This window comes from Streptomyces sp. NPDC043870 (genome assembly GCF_056435785.1).
In genome coordinates this window covers 255,272-271,118 of the sequence record NZ_JBWKDT010000005.1, presented here as the reverse complement: position 1 = coordinate 271,118, position 15,847 = coordinate 255,272, and the positions used below count along the sequence as shown (strand labels likewise).

Below are 15,847 nucleotides of genomic sequence, written 5' to 3'. Positions count from 1 at the left end.
TGTTGTCAGCCCTTCACTCCGGTCAGTGTGACGCCTTCGACGAACGCCTTCTGGGCGAAGAAGAAGACGACGATCACAGGGGCCATGACCAGCACGGTCGCGGCCATCGTCAGATTCCAGTCCGTGTGGTGTGCGCCCTTGAAGGACTCCAGGCCGTAACTCAGCGTCCACGCCGCCGGGTTCTCCGATGCGTAGATCTGCGGTCCGAAGTAGTCGTTCCAGCAGTAGAAGAAGTGGAACAGCGCGGCCGCCGCGATCGCGGGCCTGGCCATCGGCAGGACGACCTTGACCATCGTGCGGAACTCGCCGCAGCCGTCGATCTTCGCTGCCTCGGTGTACTCGCGGGGGATCGTCAGCAGGAACTGGCGCATCAGGAAGATCGTGAACGCGTTGCCGAACGCGAACGGGATGATCAGCGGCCACAGCGTGCCCGCCAGGTCCAGCTGCTTGGCCCAGAAGAGATACATGGGAACGATGATCACCTGCGGCGGCAGCATCATCGCCGCGATCACCAGCATCATCATCACGTTCCGTCCGCGGAAGCGGAACTTCGCGAGCGCGTACGCCACCGGGAGACTGCTCGCCACGGCCAGCACCGTACCGAGCCCCGCGTACAGCAGCGTGTTGCGCCACCAGGTCAGGAACCCCGGCGTGTTCCACACCTCGGCGAAGTTGTTCCACTCCCAGCTGTGCGGCCACAGATCGCGGGTCAGCGCCTGGTCGTCGCTCATCACCGAGGTGAGGAACACGAACACGAAGGGCAGCAGGAAGAACAGGGCCGCGGCGACGGCGAGCGAATGGACCGCGATCCACTCCAGGGCCGCCCTGCGCCGCGCCGCCTGCCGTGCCGCCGTGCTGCTCGCCGCCGTGGACGCCGGCACAACGGCCGCACGCGCGGGAGAGAGTGTCGTCCGGGTCATCGTCGATCAGTCCTCCGCCGCCATGAAGCCGCTGCGCCTGCGCATCAGGAACACGGTGAACACCATGGCCAGGACGAACAGGACCAGCGCCACCACACTCGCCGCCCCGGTGTCGAAACGCTGGAAGCCCAGGTTGTAGACGACCTGCGGAACGGTCAGCGTGGACTTGTCGGGATAGCCGGGTTCGAAGTGCTGCCCGGAACCGCCGATCACACCGCTCGCCACCTTCGCGGCGACCAGAGGCTCCGTGTAGTACTGCATCGTGGCGATCACCCCGGTGATCACCGCGAACAGCACGATCGGCGAGATGTTGGGCAGCGTCACGTAGCGGAAGCGCTGAAAGGCGTTCGCGCCGTCCAGCTCGGCCGCCTCGTACTGCTCCTTCGGCACGTCGAGCAGCGACGCCATGAAGATGACCATGAGGTCGCCGACGCACCACAGCGCGAGCAGGGTGAGCGACGGCTTCGACCAGACGGGGCTGTTGAACCATTCGGGCTCACCGAGGCCGAGCTTGCCCAGGATCGTGTTCGTCGGTCCCGTCCCCGGGTTGAGCAGGAAGACGAACGACATCGTCGCTGCCACCGGCGGCGCCAGATAGGGCAGATAGAACAGGGTGCGGAAGAGCCCGGCCGCGGTCTTGATCTTGGTGATCAGCAGCCCGATCCCGAGCCCGAAGACGACGCGCAGCGTGACCATCACCAGCACCAGCCAGAGCGTGTTGCGCAGGGACGGCCAGAAGAAGGGGTTGTCCTGGAAGACGTACGCCCAGTTCTTCAGGCCCACCCAGGTGGGCGCGGTGAACCCGTCGTACTCCATGAAGGAGAAGTAGACGGTCGAGATCAGGGGGTACGCGAAGAAGACGCTGAACCCGACCAGCCAGGGGGAGAGGAAGCCGAGGGTCCGAAGTGTCTGTCGGGCGCGCTTCGCACGCGGGGCACCGCGTGTGCGCTTCGCCCTCAGGCCCCGTGACACAGGAGCGGTGGCCATGTCAGCCGGCCTGCTCGTTGTCCTTGTCGACCTGCGCGTCGTTCTTCTTCAGCAGCGCGTCCAGGTCCTTCTGAGCGCCCTTCTCGTACGCGAGGCCGTTGTCCTGGAGCGTCAGCAGGAAGGCGCCGCCGTTGACGGACGAGGGGGCGTGCGAGCTCTTGGGGTGCTGGGCGATGCCGACGAACGTGCGGTACAGCGGGTCGTTGTTCAGCTTCGGCGAGTTCAGCGCCGCGACGGTCGAAGGCACATTGTGGATGGCGTTGGCGAAGGAGACGACCGCGTCGGTGTCGGTGGAGAGGTACTTCACCAGCTCCCAGGCGGCGTTCTTCTTCGGGCTGTTGCTCGCGATGCCGAGGATCGTGCCGGACAGATAGCCCTTGCCGTAGTCGGCGACCTGGTCATCGGGCACCGGGAACGGCGCCGCGCCGATCTCGAACGGAAGCTTGGCGTCCGACGCCATCTTGCCGCGCCACTCGCCGTCCAGCTGCATCGCCACCTGGCCGGTGTGGAAGGGGTGCTTCGGACCCCACTCGTCGCCGAGCCCGGTGCGGAACTTGTTGAGCTTCTCGAACCCGCCGAGATCGTCCACCAGCTTCTTCTGCCACGTGAACAGGGACGTGACCGCCGGGTCCTGGGCCGTGCCGGACTTGCCGTTCCCATCGGTGTACCTGACGCCGAACTGGCTGCCGTAGTGCTCGACGGTGGTCTCGTAACCCTGGTAGAGCGGCATGAAGCCGAGCCGCTCGAAGCCGTCGCCCGTGGTCTTGGTGAGCTTCTTCGCGACCGCGTCGAACTCGGACAGCGTCTTCGGCGGGGCCTTGATCCCGGCCTCCTCGAAGGCCTTCTTGTTGTAGTAGAGGCCGTACGCGTCCCCGAGCAGCGGCACCGCGCAGCGGGTGCCGTCGTGCTCGGTGTACTTGGCCATCTGCGGCAGGAAGGTCTTCTCCGGGTCGATCTTCGACTTCTCCAGGAACGGCTTCAGGTCGGTGAGCGCCTTGGAGGAGCAGAATCGCCCCACGTTGTCCGTGGTGAAGGACGACACCACATCCGGCGCGTTCGAGCCGCCCGTGCGCAGCGCCTGGTTGAGCTTGTCGTCCGTGATGCCCTTGACGACCTTGACTTTGATGTTGGGGTGCTTGTCCTCGAACGCCTTGATGTTCTCCTCGATCGCCTTGACCTCGCCGGCAGCGCTCCAGCCGTGCCAGAAGGTGAGCGTGGTCCGTGCGTTCGGGTCGTCATTCGCACCGGTGTCGTTCGACCCCGTACAGGCGGTGGCGAGCAGGGCTGTCGAAGCGGTCGCGGCCAGCGCGACAGCCGTTTTCCGGCGGATTCCGGGCATGACGGGATCTCCCTGTGACGGTCTGACGGTCTGATGGAGTAACGGGCGGGACAGGGCCGGGGGCTGAGGAGGTCAGCGTGCGGAGGTGTCGAAGACTTCGTCGCGGGTCGCTGCCAGGGCGCTCTCCAGCGCCCCGCGCAGCACGGGGTGTTCCTGTACATCGCCGATGACCAGGCGGGGCCGGGAGGCGGCCAGTTCGGCGAGTTCCGCCTGGACCCGGTCACGAAGCGGCTCCCCGCCGGCGAGGACCAGCCGGCCGGAGAGCACCACGAGTTCCGGGTCGAGTACGGCGACCATGGAGGCGAGACCGGTGGCCAGCCCGGTCCCGAAGGTGTCGAGCAGGGTGCGGTACGGTCCCCGGTCCCCGGCCGTCACCGCTGCCGCCGCCTGCCGCAGCAGCTCCGACGCCACGTCGGCGTGCGGGCCGTGCCCGACGCCTTCGATGCCGAGTTCCCGGGCCAGCCGGGGGACCATCTGCGCACCGGCCAGTTCCTGGAAGCCGCCGCTGCCGGCTTTCGCGACCTGCCGCACCAGGGGCGTTCCGGGCACCGGCAGGAATCCGACCTCACCGGCGCCGCCGGTGAAGCCGCGGTGCAGCCGGCCGCCGATGACGAGCGCGGCGCCGAGGCCCTCCTCGTTCCACAGCAGTACGAAGTCCTCGTGACCACGGGCCGCACCGAGCCGCTGCTCGGCCACGGCGACCAGGTTCACGTCGTTCTCGTACTCGACCGGCATGGGCAGTGCGGCCGCCAGCTCGTCGAGCAGCGCGGGCGAGTGCCAGCCGGGGAGGTGGGACGCGTACCGCAGCCGCCCCGTCGACGGGTCGAACGCGCCCGGCGTCCCGATGACCAGCCGGTGCACCTCGTCCCGGGTGATCCCGGCCGCCTTCACGGCCCCGTCGAGAGCCTCGGTCACCTGCCGCACGACGCTGTCGGCGCGCCGCCCCGGCGTCCCGAGGACGAACTCCCCGACGGTGGCCCCGGTGATGTCGGCGACCGCGGCACGGATGCGCTTCGGCGTCACATCGAGCCCGGCGGCGTACCCGGCGCGTGCGTTGACCGCGTACAGCTGCGCGCTGGGGCCCGGGCGCCCCTCGGTCGTGCCGGTCGCGACCACCAGTCCGGCGGCCTCCAGCCGAGCCAGCAGCTGGGAGGCGGTGGGCTTGGAGAGCCCGGTCAGCTTCCCGATGCGGGTCCGTGAGAGCGGCCCGTGCTCCAGCAGCAGATCGAGCGCGGCCCGGTCGTTCATGGCGCGGAGTACGCGCGGCGTCCCCGGGGTAGTACCCGCCACGACGGATGCACCTCACCTTCAAGCAACAGAGCACCGTATCGTGCACTGTTAGGAAAGTTTCCTATTCGATGTCGAGAACGTAAGTGCCCCGTCATCGGGTCGTCAATACCTCTCGAGGCACGCCGCGCACGCGGCAACCAAAGCGTTACGCGCCGCTCCGGGGACGCTGATGCGAAGGGGCGCCCCCGCCGTCATGGCGGGGGCGCCCCTTCTTTGTGCTGTGCGCGCCGCTACTTCGACAGACCCGGCGGCGGTGTGATCGGGGAGGCCGCCATCGACTGGGGCGACGTCGACGAGGAGTACGCCGACGGGGCCGCCACGCCCGCCGTCGGGTCCTTGACCGGCTGCTCGCCGTCGGCCTGCTGCGGCAGACCGCCCACGATCCGGATGCCCGCCTGGTCGAAGGCGCGCTTGATCCGCCAGCGCAGCTCGCGCTCCACACCGAGGGCCTTGCCCGGCATCGTCTTCGCGGAGACCGACACCGTCATCGAGTCCAGCAGCACCTCGGTCAGGCCCAGCACCTCGACCGGACCCCACAGCCGCTCGTTCCACGGCTCGTCCTTGGTCATCGACGAGGCGGCCTCCTCGATGACCTCGCGCACCCGGTCCATGTCCTCGGTCGGGCGGACCGTCACGTTCACCGAGGCGGTCGCCCAGCCCTGGCTGAGGTTGCCGATCCGCTTGACCTCGCCGTTGCGGACGTACCAGATCTCACCGTTGTCGCCGCGCAGCTTCGTCACGCGCAGGCCGACCTCGACCACCTCGCCGGACGCGACGCCCGCGTCGATGCTGTCCCCGACCCCGTACTGGTCCTCCAGGATCATGAAGACGCCGGAGAGGAAGTCGGTGACCAGGTTCCGGGCGCCGAAGCCGAGCGCCACGCCCGCGACGCCCGCCGAGGCGAGCAGCGGAGCCAGATTGATGTTGAGCGCGCCGAGGATCATCAGCCCCGCGGTGCCCAGGATCACGAACGACGCGACCGAGCGCAGAACCGAGCCGATCGCCTCGGAGCGCTGCCGACGGCGCTCCGCGTTCACCAGCAGACCGCCGAGGGCGGTGCCCTCCACTGCCTGGGCGCTGCGGTTCATCCGTTCGATCAGCCTGGTGAGCGCGCGGCGGATGGCGATCCGCAGCAGCACCGCGATCACCACGATCAGCAGGATCCGGAGGCCGACGCTCAGCCAGGTGGACCAGTTCTGCTCCACCCAGCCCGCGGCGTTGGTGGCCTTCTCCGCGGCCTCGTCGAGGGTGACGGGCGGGGCTGACGGATCGGCGGCCAGGGACACGACGGATACCTCCAGGGCTTACATCGGCGGTCCAACCACACTAACGGGGCACACGCCGTGCCCTTGTTGTTCTGTTCGAGGGAGAGACAAGGCTCACCCGGGGAACTTCCTGGTGTGGTCGAGCGCACACAAAATCCTTCCGGCCCGTTACGAGGACGTAGTGGCGCTTCGACCAGGCATGAGGAGAGACTGAGAGCAGATCGTCCCGGCGCGAGCCACGCGCCGCCGGCGTACAAGGAGGCATCCGTGCCGCATGTCCTGGTCCTCAACGCGTCGTACGAGCCCCTCGGCGTCGTACCGCTCCGCCGCGCGCTCGTCCTCGTCCTCGAGAACAAAGCCATCTGTCTCGAGGAGTCCGGCGCCTTGATGCACAGTGCGACCCGGGTTCTGCCCGCGCCCAGCGTGGTCAGACTCAAACGCTTCGTCCGGGTCCCCTACCGGGGGCCCGTTCCTCTTACCCGCCGCGCGCTGTTCGCCCGCGACGGGGGCCGCTGCATGTACTGCGGTGGCGTCGCAACCAGCGTCGACCACGTCATTCCGCGCAGTCGCGGTGGTCAGCACGTATGGGACAACGTGGTGGCCGCGTGCCGCCGCTGCAACCACGTCAAGGCCGACCGGCACCTGCGGGAGCTGGGCTGGCGGCTGCGGCACCAACCCGCCCCGCCGAGCGGCCTGGCCTGGCGCATCATCGGCACGGGGCATAGGGACCCGCGCTGGCTGCCATACCTGCAGCCGTACGGCGCGGACGACGCGATGGCCCGGATCGACGGCATTTCTGCCTGAGGATCCGGGCCTCTGTTGTGTGCGGGGGCGCCTCCGGCGGGGGTGAGGTGACGGTGTGCCCGGTGTGCTGGGTGCGCCTCCGGCGGGGGTGCGGTGTCGGTGTGGCCGGTGCCGTGGCGGCGTCCGGTGTGTCCGTCCTCAAGCGCCGGACGGGCTTGGTGTGGCTGCTGCCGGTGGGTGGCGGGGGTGCGGTGTCGGTGTGGCCGGTGCCGTGGGCGCGGCCGGTGTGTCCGTCCTCAAGCGCCGGACGGGCTCGGGGTGTGCCGGTGGGTGGTGGGGCGGGGCCCCTCCGGGCTCGACTCCTCGGGACCGGCGGGTTGCCCGGTACCGCGGGATCACCCGGTGCTTCCGCCGGTCCCTGCGGGGCCGACCCTGCACGGCCCCGCCCCGGACCGTCCGCCGACTGTGGGTCGTGGGTGGTGGGTTCCGGTTCGGCCCGGGTCCGGCTCGGATGCCGGGTGCGGGCCGTGGGTGAGGGGGCCGGTTCGGCCCCGGCCGGTCATCGGGTGCGGGGTCGGGTGTTTGTGCGGCGCGGAGCTGCCGCGGGGGCTGGGGGCGGAGCCCCCAGTTTCGGGAAGGGGTGGGGCTGGGGGAAGTACCCGCGGCCCGTGAGGGCCTAGTCCGCTACCGCGTACGCCTCCACTGACCACAGCGAGTAGCCGAAGCGCGTCGCCCGCGCGTCGCCCTGGACGCGCAGGAAGCGCGTGTCCGGCGCGTCCATGCGGACCGATTCGCGGGCGCCGCGGCCGTCGCGGACCGTCGCCGCCGTGCGCCAGGTGCGGCCGTCGGCGGAGACCTGGATGCGGTACTTCGTGGCGTGGGCGTCCTGCCAGTGCAGGACGACCTGCCCCACCCGGGTCGGACCGGAGAGCTCGGCCTGCCACCAGGCGCCGTCCTCCGCGGGGGAGGACCAGCGCGTGGCCGGGTCCCCGTCGACCGCCGCGGAGGCAGGGAAGTCCGGTGTCTCGTCGCCCGAGGAGGAGGCCGTGGCGGTGCGGAGCAGATCGGGCCCGCCGGTCTTCGGGTAGGCCCGCACCGTCAGCGTGCGTTCCTCCTCGCCGAAGGTGAAAGGCACCTGGTACTCGCCCGCCGGCGTCGTCGCGGGGACCGTGACCTCGACGGGCACCGCCGTACGGGCGCCGCGCGGCACGCGTGTCTGCGGCGGCACCGTCACCCGGATGCCGTTCGGCGTCCTCGCGGCGAGTGCACCGCGCACCTCGTCGGGGCGCTGCGCCGAGACGAACGCGTCGAAGCGCTGCGGCCCGCCGCCGATCTCGGTGTCCAGCTCGCCCCGGGCGAGATCCAGCCGTGCCTGCGGCTCGTCGTCGAACCACGGCACGAGCGCGTGCACCCCCGGCGCGCCGGTGATCCGTACGGCGTCCGCCCGCAGCCCCTCCGTCGGGCTCTGGGTCCAGCCGGACGGAGTGAGCGCGCCGAGCCGGCGCCACCCCTCGCCCGGCACATGTGCCTCCAGCGCGCCGGTGGCGCCGTCCTGGCCCGGCTCGGTCATCGCCGTCACGGCAGCGACGGAGCGGGCGCGGCCCAGCCGTACCGTGTACGCGTCGGCCGTACGGGTCACGGACCCGGCCGCGCGGGCCGCGCCCGTCCACGCCGCGGACTCCTTCGCCGCCCGGCTCAGGAACGGGCCGAGGACCCCCTTGCCGACGGTCACCTGCTGCCGGCCGATCGCCGTACGCACCGGATTCAGCGCGAGAGAGGCCCGCCACGCCGCCGCGCCGTCGCCGCGGGCCTGCGCCTGCAGCATGTCGACGGCGAGCTCGCCGGCCCGGCCGTACCGCGCCAACTGGTCCACCCACGGCCGCACTTCGGCGTCCAGCGCGGCCAGGCTCGCGTGCCCGGACCCCGCTCCCTGATCCTGGACCGGTCCCAGCCGCTGCGGCGCCTCCCGCATCACGGTGAACGCGTTCCGCAGCCGCCTCGCGGCCTCGTCCCTGGCGGCCGCGTCGGTGGTCGTACGGGACCGCCAGAACTCGGCCAGCAGCGGCTGCAGATACGCGGATTCGTTGGGGTTGAGGAGGGACGACGCATGGTTCCCGGCGAGCACGCCGAGCGCCTCCCGGGTCTTCGGGTCGCCGTCGGCGAGGTCGTCCATCGCCGCCCGCCAGGACTCCTGCGGCTGGTAACCCTTCGGGTTCCACGCGTAGTCGGCGGCGGTGAACAGCGGGATGCGGGACGCGGTCGCCTGCTCGCTCGCGTTGGCGAGCAGCGCGGCGGACCCGGTCGCGACGGCCGGTTCCCGGCCGGTGTACGGGCCGAGGAAGATGCGGTCCTGCGCGTAGTCGTTGACCGGGTAGTTGTCCATGGTGACCAGCGGGTGCCGGAACACCTCGCGCGCCCCGGCCAGTTCCCGCCCGGTGATGGTGCGCGGGACGACGCCGACTCCGGTCCACGCGACCTGGACGCGGCTGTCCAGCTGCGAGGCGAGCGCCGTGCGGTACTCGGTGGCGCCGTCCTGGTAGAACTCCGTCGGCATGATCGTGAGCGGGGCGGCCGCGGGATGGCGGTCGGCGAGATGCCGGGCCACCTCACCGGCCAGCCGCGCCTGCGCCTTCGCCGCGGCCTCGGGCCCCGAGCCGAACGTGTCGGCGTCCCGGCCGCAGTGCCACTCGCTGTAGCTGACGTCCTGGAACTGCAGCTGGAAGGCGCGTACGCCGAGCGCCCACATCGCGTCGATCTTGCGCTTGAGCGCCTTGACGTCGTCGTCCGATGCCAGACACATGGACTGGGCGGGGGCGACGGCCCAGGCGAGCGTCACATGGTTGGCGCGGGCCCGCTCGGCGAGCGCGCGGAACTCGGCGCGCTGGTCCGCGGGATACGGCTCGCGCCAGCGGGCCTGCCGGAACGGGTCGTCGCCCGGCGCGTACAGGTACCGGTTCTGCTTGGTGCGTCCCATGAAGTCGAGCTGTGCGAGGCGCTGTTCACGGCTCCACGGCCGGCCGTAGAAACCTTCCGTCATCCCGCGCACGGCCGTACCGGGCCAGTCGCGTACGACGACCCCGGCGACCGAACCGTCCCTGACCAGCTGCCGGAGCGTCTGCGCCCCGTGGAACAGCCCGTCGCCTCCGACGCCGTCCAGGGCGACGGTGTCCCGGCCGGCGACGCGGCCCGCCGCGATGCGGTAGCCGCCGGCGGGCAGATCGACGCGCTCGGGTACGCGCAGGGCGCGCAGCGCGTCCAGTGCGCCACTGCCGCCGAGACGGACCACGGGCCCCTGGCCGGGCAGCGCGGTGTGGATGGTGCGCACACCGGCGGCACGCAGGGTGTCCCGGACCGTCTCCACCGCGTACGGATCGGCGTCGGGGGCCACCAGGAGGGTCGCCTCCTCGCCGAGCGGTACGGCACGGCCGCCGGCCTTGAGCGTCTGCGGGCGCGGCCAGACGGCGGGCAGCCCCGTGCCGTCCGCGCGGTCGGGCACGGTGGCGGTGGCCGAACCGGGCACGTCGGGTGCGGCGACGGCTCCTGGAGCATTGCCGAACAGGCCGCCGATCACGGCGACGGCGACGGCGGTCGCCGTCTGCTTCCTGCGCCCGAACCGCACGTCCGGCTCCCCTCCAGGCTCCCGTGTCCATCGAAACGGATTCGAGCCCACCACCGGTGTGGTGAACGTGTCAATGCGGGTGCCGCTTGTGTCGTATTTGCCCATCGGCGCGCAGGACCGTGCAACGGTCCGCTCAACTTCCGTGCGTGGAGCAGAATGTGACACGGAACACGTTGACGAGAGGCGTACGTCTGCGGCCGTGCCCACTGGGTAGGCCTGCAATGTCCTGTTGCCCACCTTAGGAGGCCCCCGTGGCCGCATCCGCACAGCTGCTGCTCCCCGCCCTGTCCAAACAGGTGCCCGGTCCCCTCACGAGTGAGCCGCCGCTCGCCGACGCCGCACCTCTGACCAGCGAGCCGCCGCTCGCCGTGGCCGCCCCCCTCACCAGCGAACCGACCGCCCCCGGCACCGCCGGCGGCACGGAGTCCCCAGGAGTCTGAATGGGCCTGGCCCGGCTGGCCGCGTTGCACGGTGTCGCCACCTCGTACTCGCCCTCGGCGGGCGTCACCGTCCCCGTCCCCGACTCCACGGTCGTCGCGGTGCTCGCCGCGCTCGGCGTGGACGCCGCCACCCCGGACGCGGTCCTGGCCGCCCTCTCCGCGGCGGACGCCGCAGCCGCGGAGCGTCTGCTCCCGCCGACGGTCGTGGCCTGGCTCCCGGCCGCCGAGCCGCCCGTGGCCCTCCCGGAGCGCACCCGTGTGCGGGTGCGGCTGGAGGAGGGCGGCTCGCTGGAGTGGCGTGAGCGTGCGGTCGTCGCCCCGGCCGAGGCCGTTCGGGAGACCGCGCGGCACGAGTGGGCCCAACTGCCGCCCGGAGTGCACCGGTTGGACGTGCGCACGCCCGGCGGGCGGAAGGCGCGCGCCACGCTGGTCGTCGCGCCGGAGGCGGTGCCGCAGCCCGAGGGCCGGGTGCACGGATTCCTGGTGCAGCTCTACTCGCTGCTGTCCGGCCGCTCCTGGGGCATGGGGGACCTCGGGGACCTCGGGGAGCTGGCCGCCTGGGCGGGCCGGGATCTCCGGGCCGGGTTCGTCCAGGTCAACCCGCTGCACGCGGCGGTGCCCGGCGTGCCGACCGATCCCTCCCCGTACCGCCCGTCGTCGCGCCGCTTCCCGGATCCGGTGCATCTGCGGATCGAGGGCATCCCCGAGTACGCGTACGTCATCGGCCAGGACCGGAGCCGGCTGGACGCGCTCGTGGAGAAGGCGGCCGGGCTGCGGGTCTCCGTCCTGGAGAAGGGCGCGCTGATCGACCGCGACGCCGTCTGGGAGCTCAAGCTCCAGGCCCTGGAGCTCGTGCAGCGGGTCCCGCTCGGACCCGGTCGCAGGGCCGAGTACTGCGCGTTCCTCGCCGCGCAGGGCCAGGCGCTGGACGATCACGCCACCTGGTGCGCCCTCGCCGAGGTCTACGGCTCGGACTGGCACTCCTGGCCCGCCGGACTCCGCGATCCGCGCTCCGCCGAGACATCCCGGGCCCGCGGCGAGCTGATGGACCGGGTCGACTTCCACTGCCGGCTCGCCTGGCTGACCGACGAGCAGCTGGCCGCGGCGTCCACGGCCGCGCGCGACGCCGGAATGGCCGTCGGCATCGTCCATGACCTCGCCGTCGGGGTGCACCCGGGCGGCGCGGACGCCTGGGCGCAGCAGGACGCGTTCGCCGCCGGGATGTCGGTGGGCGCACCGCCGGACGCGTTCAACGCGCGCGGCCAGGACTGGGGGCTGCCGCCGTGGCGCCCGGACGTCCTCGCCGCCTCCGGCTACGCCCCGTACCGCGGGCTGCTGCGCGGCCTGCTGCGGCATGCGGGCGCGCTGCGCCTCGACCACGTCATGGGCCTGTTCCGGCTCTGGTGGGTGCCGAGCGGCGCCGAGGCCACCGAGGGCACGTACGTCCGGTACGACGCCGAGGCGATGCTCGCCGTCCTCGTGCTGGAGGCGCACCGCGCGGGCGCCGTCGTCATAGGGGAGGATCTCGGCACGGTCGAGCCGGGCGTGCGCGAGGTCCTCTCGCGCCGCGGGGTGCTGGGCACGTCCGTGCTCTGGTTCGAGCGCGACTGGGACGGTACGGGCCGCCCGCTGGCCCCCGGGAGCTGGCGCGAGAGCTGTGTGGCCACGGCGACCACCCACGATCTGCCGTCCACCGCGGCCCGCCTCACCGGCGAGCACGTGGCGCTGCGCCACCGGCTGGGGCTGCTCACCCGGCCGCTGGAGCAGGAGCGTAGGGAGGACTCCGCGGAGGTCGCCGAGTGGCTCGCGTATCTGACCCGGCTCGGACTGCTGCCCGAGGGCACCCGCGACGAGGAGGGCGAGATCCGCGCCGTCTACCGCTTCCTGCTGCGCACCCCCGCCCGGATGGTGGGCGTCTGGCTGCCGGACGCCGTGGGGGACCGGCGCCCGCAGAACCTGCCGGGCACCTGGGACCAGTACCCGAACTGGCGGCTGCCCGTCGGGGACGCGGAGGGCCGCCCGCTGACGCTGGAGGAGCTGGCCGCGTCGCCCCGGCTGCACGCCCTGATGGAGGTCTTCCGTCCGGCGTCCGCAGCTCGTACGGGCACCCCGGGCGCGCGCCCCTCCTAGCCGTTCGCTACGTTTGCACCGTGGACAAGAAGAACGCCCTGCGCGCCGGCACCGTCGCGGCCGGTACGACGCTGATGATGCTGCTCATGTCGTCCCCCGCGCTCGCGCTGATGCCCGACGACGGCGACGACCCGGGCCCCGGCCTGAGTGTGGCCGAGACGCTCGGCCTGTACGTCGTGTTGCCGATCGTCCTGTTCCTGGTGATCGTGGGCCTGGTGATGGTCCTCGACAAGTCCGACAGGCCCAAGAAGCAGGCCTGAGCGCGCACTCCTTCCCGAGTACGCACTCTTCACGCTCTTCGTGAGGGCGCCGCACGGTCCCGGTACCGTGCGGCGCCCTCACGCGTTCCCCGGCGGGGAGCGGCTCAGGCCCCCATCGAGCTCAGCAGCTTCCGCAGCAGCCCGGAGAGCTGCTCCGCCTCGTCCTCGTCGAGCGCCGAGCCCAGGGCCTCCCGCTGCGCCGCGAGCCCTGCCTCCACGGCCCCGTCCACCAGCTCGCGGCCCCGCTCGCTGAGCGTCACCCGCAATCCGCGCCGGTCGTGCGGATCGGGGCTGCGGCTGAGCAGCCCGGCCTTCTCCAGCCGGTCCAGCCGGCCGGTCATCCCGCCTGTCGTCAGCATCAGTGTCTGGGACAGCTGGCGGGGCGAGAGCGTGTAGGGCTCCCCGGAACGCCGCAGCGTCCCCAGGACGTCGAACTCCCCGCGCGAGAGGCCGTACGGCTTGTACGCCTTGTCGTGGAGCAGGGCCATCGCGTTCGCCAGGCGGTAGATCCGCCCGAAGACGGCCATCGGGACGGTTTCGAGCTCGGGTCGTACGACGGCCCACTGCGCGATGATCGCGTCCACGGGATCCGGGGTGGGGGCGGGAGTGGAGGTCATGGGAACAGTTTCGGCCCAGACATGGTTGCTGGCAAGCAAGTGACTTGCATCTAAGTGGCTTAGCCCTAAGCTACTTAGCGACAAGCCACCTCGCGTTCGTTGTTTGTTGTTCGTCGTTCGCGTCCGCCGCCCATGAAGGGGCTGCCATGTCCGTCCGCAACGCCGCCGTCGCCGTCACGGCCGTCACCGCCCTCGCCCCGGTCTCCTGGGGCACCACCTACGTCGTCACCACCGAGTTCCTGCCGCCCGACCGCGCCCTGTTCACCGGAGTGATGCGCGCCCTGCCCGCCGGTCTCGCCCTGCTCGCGCTCACCCGCACGCTGCCGCGCGGCGTCTGGTGGGGGAAGGTGGCGGTCCTCGGCGCGCTCAACATCGGGGCGTTCTTCCCGCTGCTCTTCCTCGCCGCGTACCGGCTGCCCGGCGGGGTCGCCGCCGTCGTCGGCTCGGTCGGGCCGCTGTTCGTCATCGGCCTCGCGACCCTGCTGCTGGGCGACCGGCCAACCGTACGCGGGCTGCTCGCCGCCATCGCCGCGGCCTTCGGCGTCAGCCTGGTCGTCCTCAAGGCGGGCGCCGCGCTCGATCTGGTCGGTGTGCTCGCCGGGCTCGCGTCCGCCGCGTCGATGTCCGCCGGGATCGTGCTCACCAAGCGCTGGGGCCGGCCCGAGGGGGTCGGCCCGCTCGTCATGGCCGGCTGGCAGCTCACCGCCGGCGGACTGCTGATCGCGCCGTTCGCCTTCCTCGTCGAGGGCGCCCCGCCCGCGCTCGACGGCCGCGGCGTCGCCGGCTACCTCTATCTCGCGCTCGCCAACACCGCCGTCAGCTACTGGCTCTGGTTCCGCGGCATCGAGCGGCTCACCGCCACCTCCGTCACGCTGCTCGGCCCGCTCTCGCCGATCACCGCGGCCGTCATCGGCTGGGCGGCGCTCGGCCAGGACCTGACACCGGTGCAGCTGCTCGGCATGGTGATCGCGTTCACCGCCACGATCGTCGGCCAGATCGCTCCACGCCCCTCCGAACCATTCAGTTCTGCTGAAAGGAATTCTCGAAAAGATTCGATGGACCTGGGTATTCGGGCGGTGCGACGGTAGGTCCCGCAACCGAGATCCCCATCCGGGGAGAGAGGCGAGGGATACACCGTGGCAGTCCTGGACCGCGTCCGCAGCAGTGAGGCGACGACCACCGCGAGCAGGGTGAAGCAGGCCTCCGGCCTCGGCATCCTCCTCGCGGTCGTCGCGACGGTGGTCTGGTCGGGCAGCTTCGTCACCTCCCGCGCCCTGCACGACTCCGTCCCGCCCGTACAGCACGCCTTCTGGCGCTGGATCATCGCTGTCGCCGCCGTCGCCCCGTTCGCGGCCCGCGAGACCTGGCGGCAGCGGCATCTGATCCGCCGTCATCTGGGCTTCGTGTCCCTCGCCTCGCTGCTCGGCGTCACCGTCTACAACACCCTCGTCAACCAGGCGGGAGTCTCCACCACCGCCGGCAACATGGGCATGATCATGGCTGCCTCACCGGCCCTGATGGCCGTGTACGAACGCCTCGGCGGCGCCCGCCTCGGCGCCCGGCGCGTGGCCGGAACGCTGATCGCCTGCGCCGGCGTACTGCTGCTCGTCGGCAAGGGCTCCCTGGACTTCGCTGCGGGCGACCTGTGGGTCATGGCCGGCGCGGTCTGCTTCGGCTCGTACAGTGCCCTGCTCAGGCGCCGCCCCGCCGGACTCGGCGGACGCACCTTCCTCCTCGGCACGTTCGTGCTCGGTGCGCTGATGCTGCTGCCCGCCTACGCGATCAGCCTCGCCGTACAGGGCGGCTTCGAACCCACGGCGGAAACCGTCGGCCCGCTCGTGTACGTCGGCGTCTTCTCCTCCGCCGTCGCCTTCTTCGCCTGGAACAAGGCGATCGCCCTGATCGGCGCGGCCCGCGCGGGCGTCGTCTACTACCTCCAGCCGGTCTGCGTGGCCCTGCTCTCCTTCGTCATCCTCGACGAGCCGTTCGGGCCGGTGCAGGCACTGTGCCTGGCGCTGATCCTGGGCGGGGTGGCGCTGGGCGCTGCGCGGGGGCGGTGAGGCGGCACGGGGCCTGAGAGCGGTGCGGGGCGGTGACCGGCCGTCCCCCGGCCCCAGGCACCGGGGGGGGGGGGGGGGGGGGGGGGGGGGGGGGGGGGGGGGGGGGGGGGGGGGGGGGGGGGGGGGGGGGGGGGGGGGGCGTGCCCATGGCCCGCGGCGTCTAGGCGGGGTGGTCG

Annotated in this window: 13 protein-coding genes; 6 read left to right on the top strand and 7 right to left on the bottom strand. The window is 71.9% G+C overall.

What is annotated here, in order from left to right; genetic code table 11:
- Positions 1-5: 5 nt before the first annotated feature.
- From AC0699_RS09445 to AC0699_RS09425, 5 genes are all read right to left on the bottom strand, one after another.
- Positions 6-920, bottom strand: a complete 915-nt coding sequence (locus tag AC0699_RS09445) for a carbohydrate ABC transporter permease (protein ID WP_478657689.1) — start codon at positions 918-920, stop codon at positions 6-8.
- A gap of 6 nt (positions 921-926) precedes the next feature.
- The gene (locus AC0699_RS09440; protein ID WP_478657687.1) at positions 927-1,907 is read right to left on the bottom strand and encodes a carbohydrate ABC transporter permease; all 981 of its coding nucleotides are present in this window, start codon (positions 1,905-1,907) and stop codon (positions 927-929) included.
- A 1-nt stretch (position 1,908) separates the two neighbouring features.
- A complete protein-coding gene (locus AC0699_RS09435; protein WP_478657685.1) occupies positions 1,909-3,246 on the bottom strand; it encodes an ABC transporter substrate-binding protein in 1,338 nt (445 codons plus the stop codon).
- A gap of 72 nt (positions 3,247-3,318) precedes the next feature.
- The gene (locus AC0699_RS09430) at positions 3,319-4,536 is read right to left on the bottom strand and encodes an ROK family transcriptional regulator (RefSeq protein WP_478657682.1); all 1,218 of its coding nucleotides are present in this window, start codon (positions 4,534-4,536) and stop codon (positions 3,319-3,321) included.
- Between the two features lie 230 nt (positions 4,537-4,766).
- Positions 4,767-5,822: a mechanosensitive ion channel family protein gene (locus AC0699_RS09425; RefSeq protein WP_478657679.1), complete on the bottom strand. Its 1,056-nt coding sequence runs from the start codon at positions 5,820-5,822 to the stop codon at positions 4,767-4,769.
- Between the two features lie 246 nt (positions 5,823-6,068).
- Here AC0699_RS09425 and AC0699_RS09420 point away from each other — a divergent pair, with 246 nt between their 5' ends.
- Positions 6,069-6,605, top strand: coding sequence for an HNH endonuclease (locus tag AC0699_RS09420; RefSeq protein WP_453663718.1), 537 nt, complete (start codon positions 6,069-6,071; stop codon positions 6,603-6,605).
- 616 nt (positions 6,606-7,221) lie between these two features.
- On the opposite strand, the gene AC0699_RS09415 is transcribed toward AC0699_RS09420, so the two are convergent.
- A complete protein-coding gene (locus AC0699_RS09415; RefSeq protein ID WP_478657675.1) occupies positions 7,222-10,164 on the bottom strand; it encodes a beta-N-acetylglucosaminidase domain-containing protein in 2,943 nt (980 codons plus the stop codon).
- A gap of 251 nt (positions 10,165-10,415) precedes the next feature.
- Between AC0699_RS09415 and AC0699_RS09410 the strand changes: the two genes are divergently transcribed.
- The 3 genes from AC0699_RS09410 to AC0699_RS09400 are packed head-to-tail and all read left to right on the top strand — an operon-like array spanning position 10,416 to position 12,994.
- Positions 10,416-10,604: a hypothetical protein gene (locus AC0699_RS09410; protein WP_478657673.1), complete on the top strand. Its 189-nt coding sequence runs from the start codon at positions 10,416-10,418 to the stop codon at positions 10,602-10,604.
- Positions 10,605-12,734, top strand: coding sequence for a 4-alpha-glucanotransferase (malQ, locus tag AC0699_RS09405; RefSeq protein ID WP_478657670.1), 2,130 nt, complete (start codon positions 10,605-10,607; stop codon positions 12,732-12,734).
- A 20-nt stretch (positions 12,735-12,754) separates the two neighbouring features.
- A complete protein-coding gene (locus tag AC0699_RS09400; RefSeq protein ID WP_478657668.1) occupies positions 12,755-12,994 on the top strand; it encodes a hypothetical protein in 240 nt (79 codons plus the stop codon).
- Positions 12,995-13,098: 104 nt separating this feature from the next.
- Here the strand turns inward: AC0699_RS09400 and AC0699_RS09395 are convergent, their stop codons facing one another.
- The gene (locus AC0699_RS09395) at positions 13,099-13,611 is read right to left on the bottom strand and encodes a MarR family winged helix-turn-helix transcriptional regulator (protein WP_478657665.1); all 513 of its coding nucleotides are present in this window, start codon (positions 13,609-13,611) and stop codon (positions 13,099-13,101) included.
- Between the two features lie 146 nt (positions 13,612-13,757).
- Here AC0699_RS09395 and AC0699_RS09390 point away from each other — a divergent pair, with 146 nt between their 5' ends.
- Positions 13,758-14,699, top strand: coding sequence for an EamA family transporter (locus tag AC0699_RS09390; protein ID WP_478657662.1), 942 nt, complete (start codon positions 13,758-13,760; stop codon positions 14,697-14,699).
- Positions 14,700-14,756: 57 nt separating this feature from the next.
- Positions 14,757-15,671, top strand: a complete 915-nt coding sequence (locus AC0699_RS09385; RefSeq protein ID WP_478657948.1) for a DMT family transporter — start codon at positions 14,757-14,759, stop codon at positions 15,669-15,671.
- Positions 15,672-15,847: the final 176 nt, after the last annotated feature.

Excerpts from the sequence above, each read along its gene's own strand:
- AC0699_RS09445 (WP_478657689.1), bottom strand. The coding sequence starts at position 920 with ATGACCCGGACGACACTCTCTCCCGCGCGTGCGGCCGTTGTGCCGGCG.
- AC0699_RS09440 (WP_478657687.1), bottom strand. The coding sequence starts at position 1,907 with ATGGCCACCGCTCCTGTGTCACGGGGCCTGAGGGCGAAGCGCACACGC.
- AC0699_RS09435 (WP_478657685.1), bottom strand. The coding sequence starts at position 3,246 with ATGCCCGGAATCCGCCGGAAAACGGCTGTCGCGCTGGCCGCGACCGCT.
- malQ (WP_478657670.1), top strand. The coding sequence starts at position 10,605 with ATGGGCCTGGCCCGGCTGGCCGCGTTGCACGGTGTCGCCACCTCGTAC.
- AC0699_RS09395 (WP_478657665.1), bottom strand. The coding sequence starts at position 13,611 with ATGACCTCCACTCCCGCCCCCACCCCGGATCCCGTGGACGCGATCATC.
- AC0699_RS09390 (WP_478657662.1), top strand. The coding sequence starts at position 13,758 with ATGTCCGTCCGCAACGCCGCCGTCGCCGTCACGGCCGTCACCGCCCTC.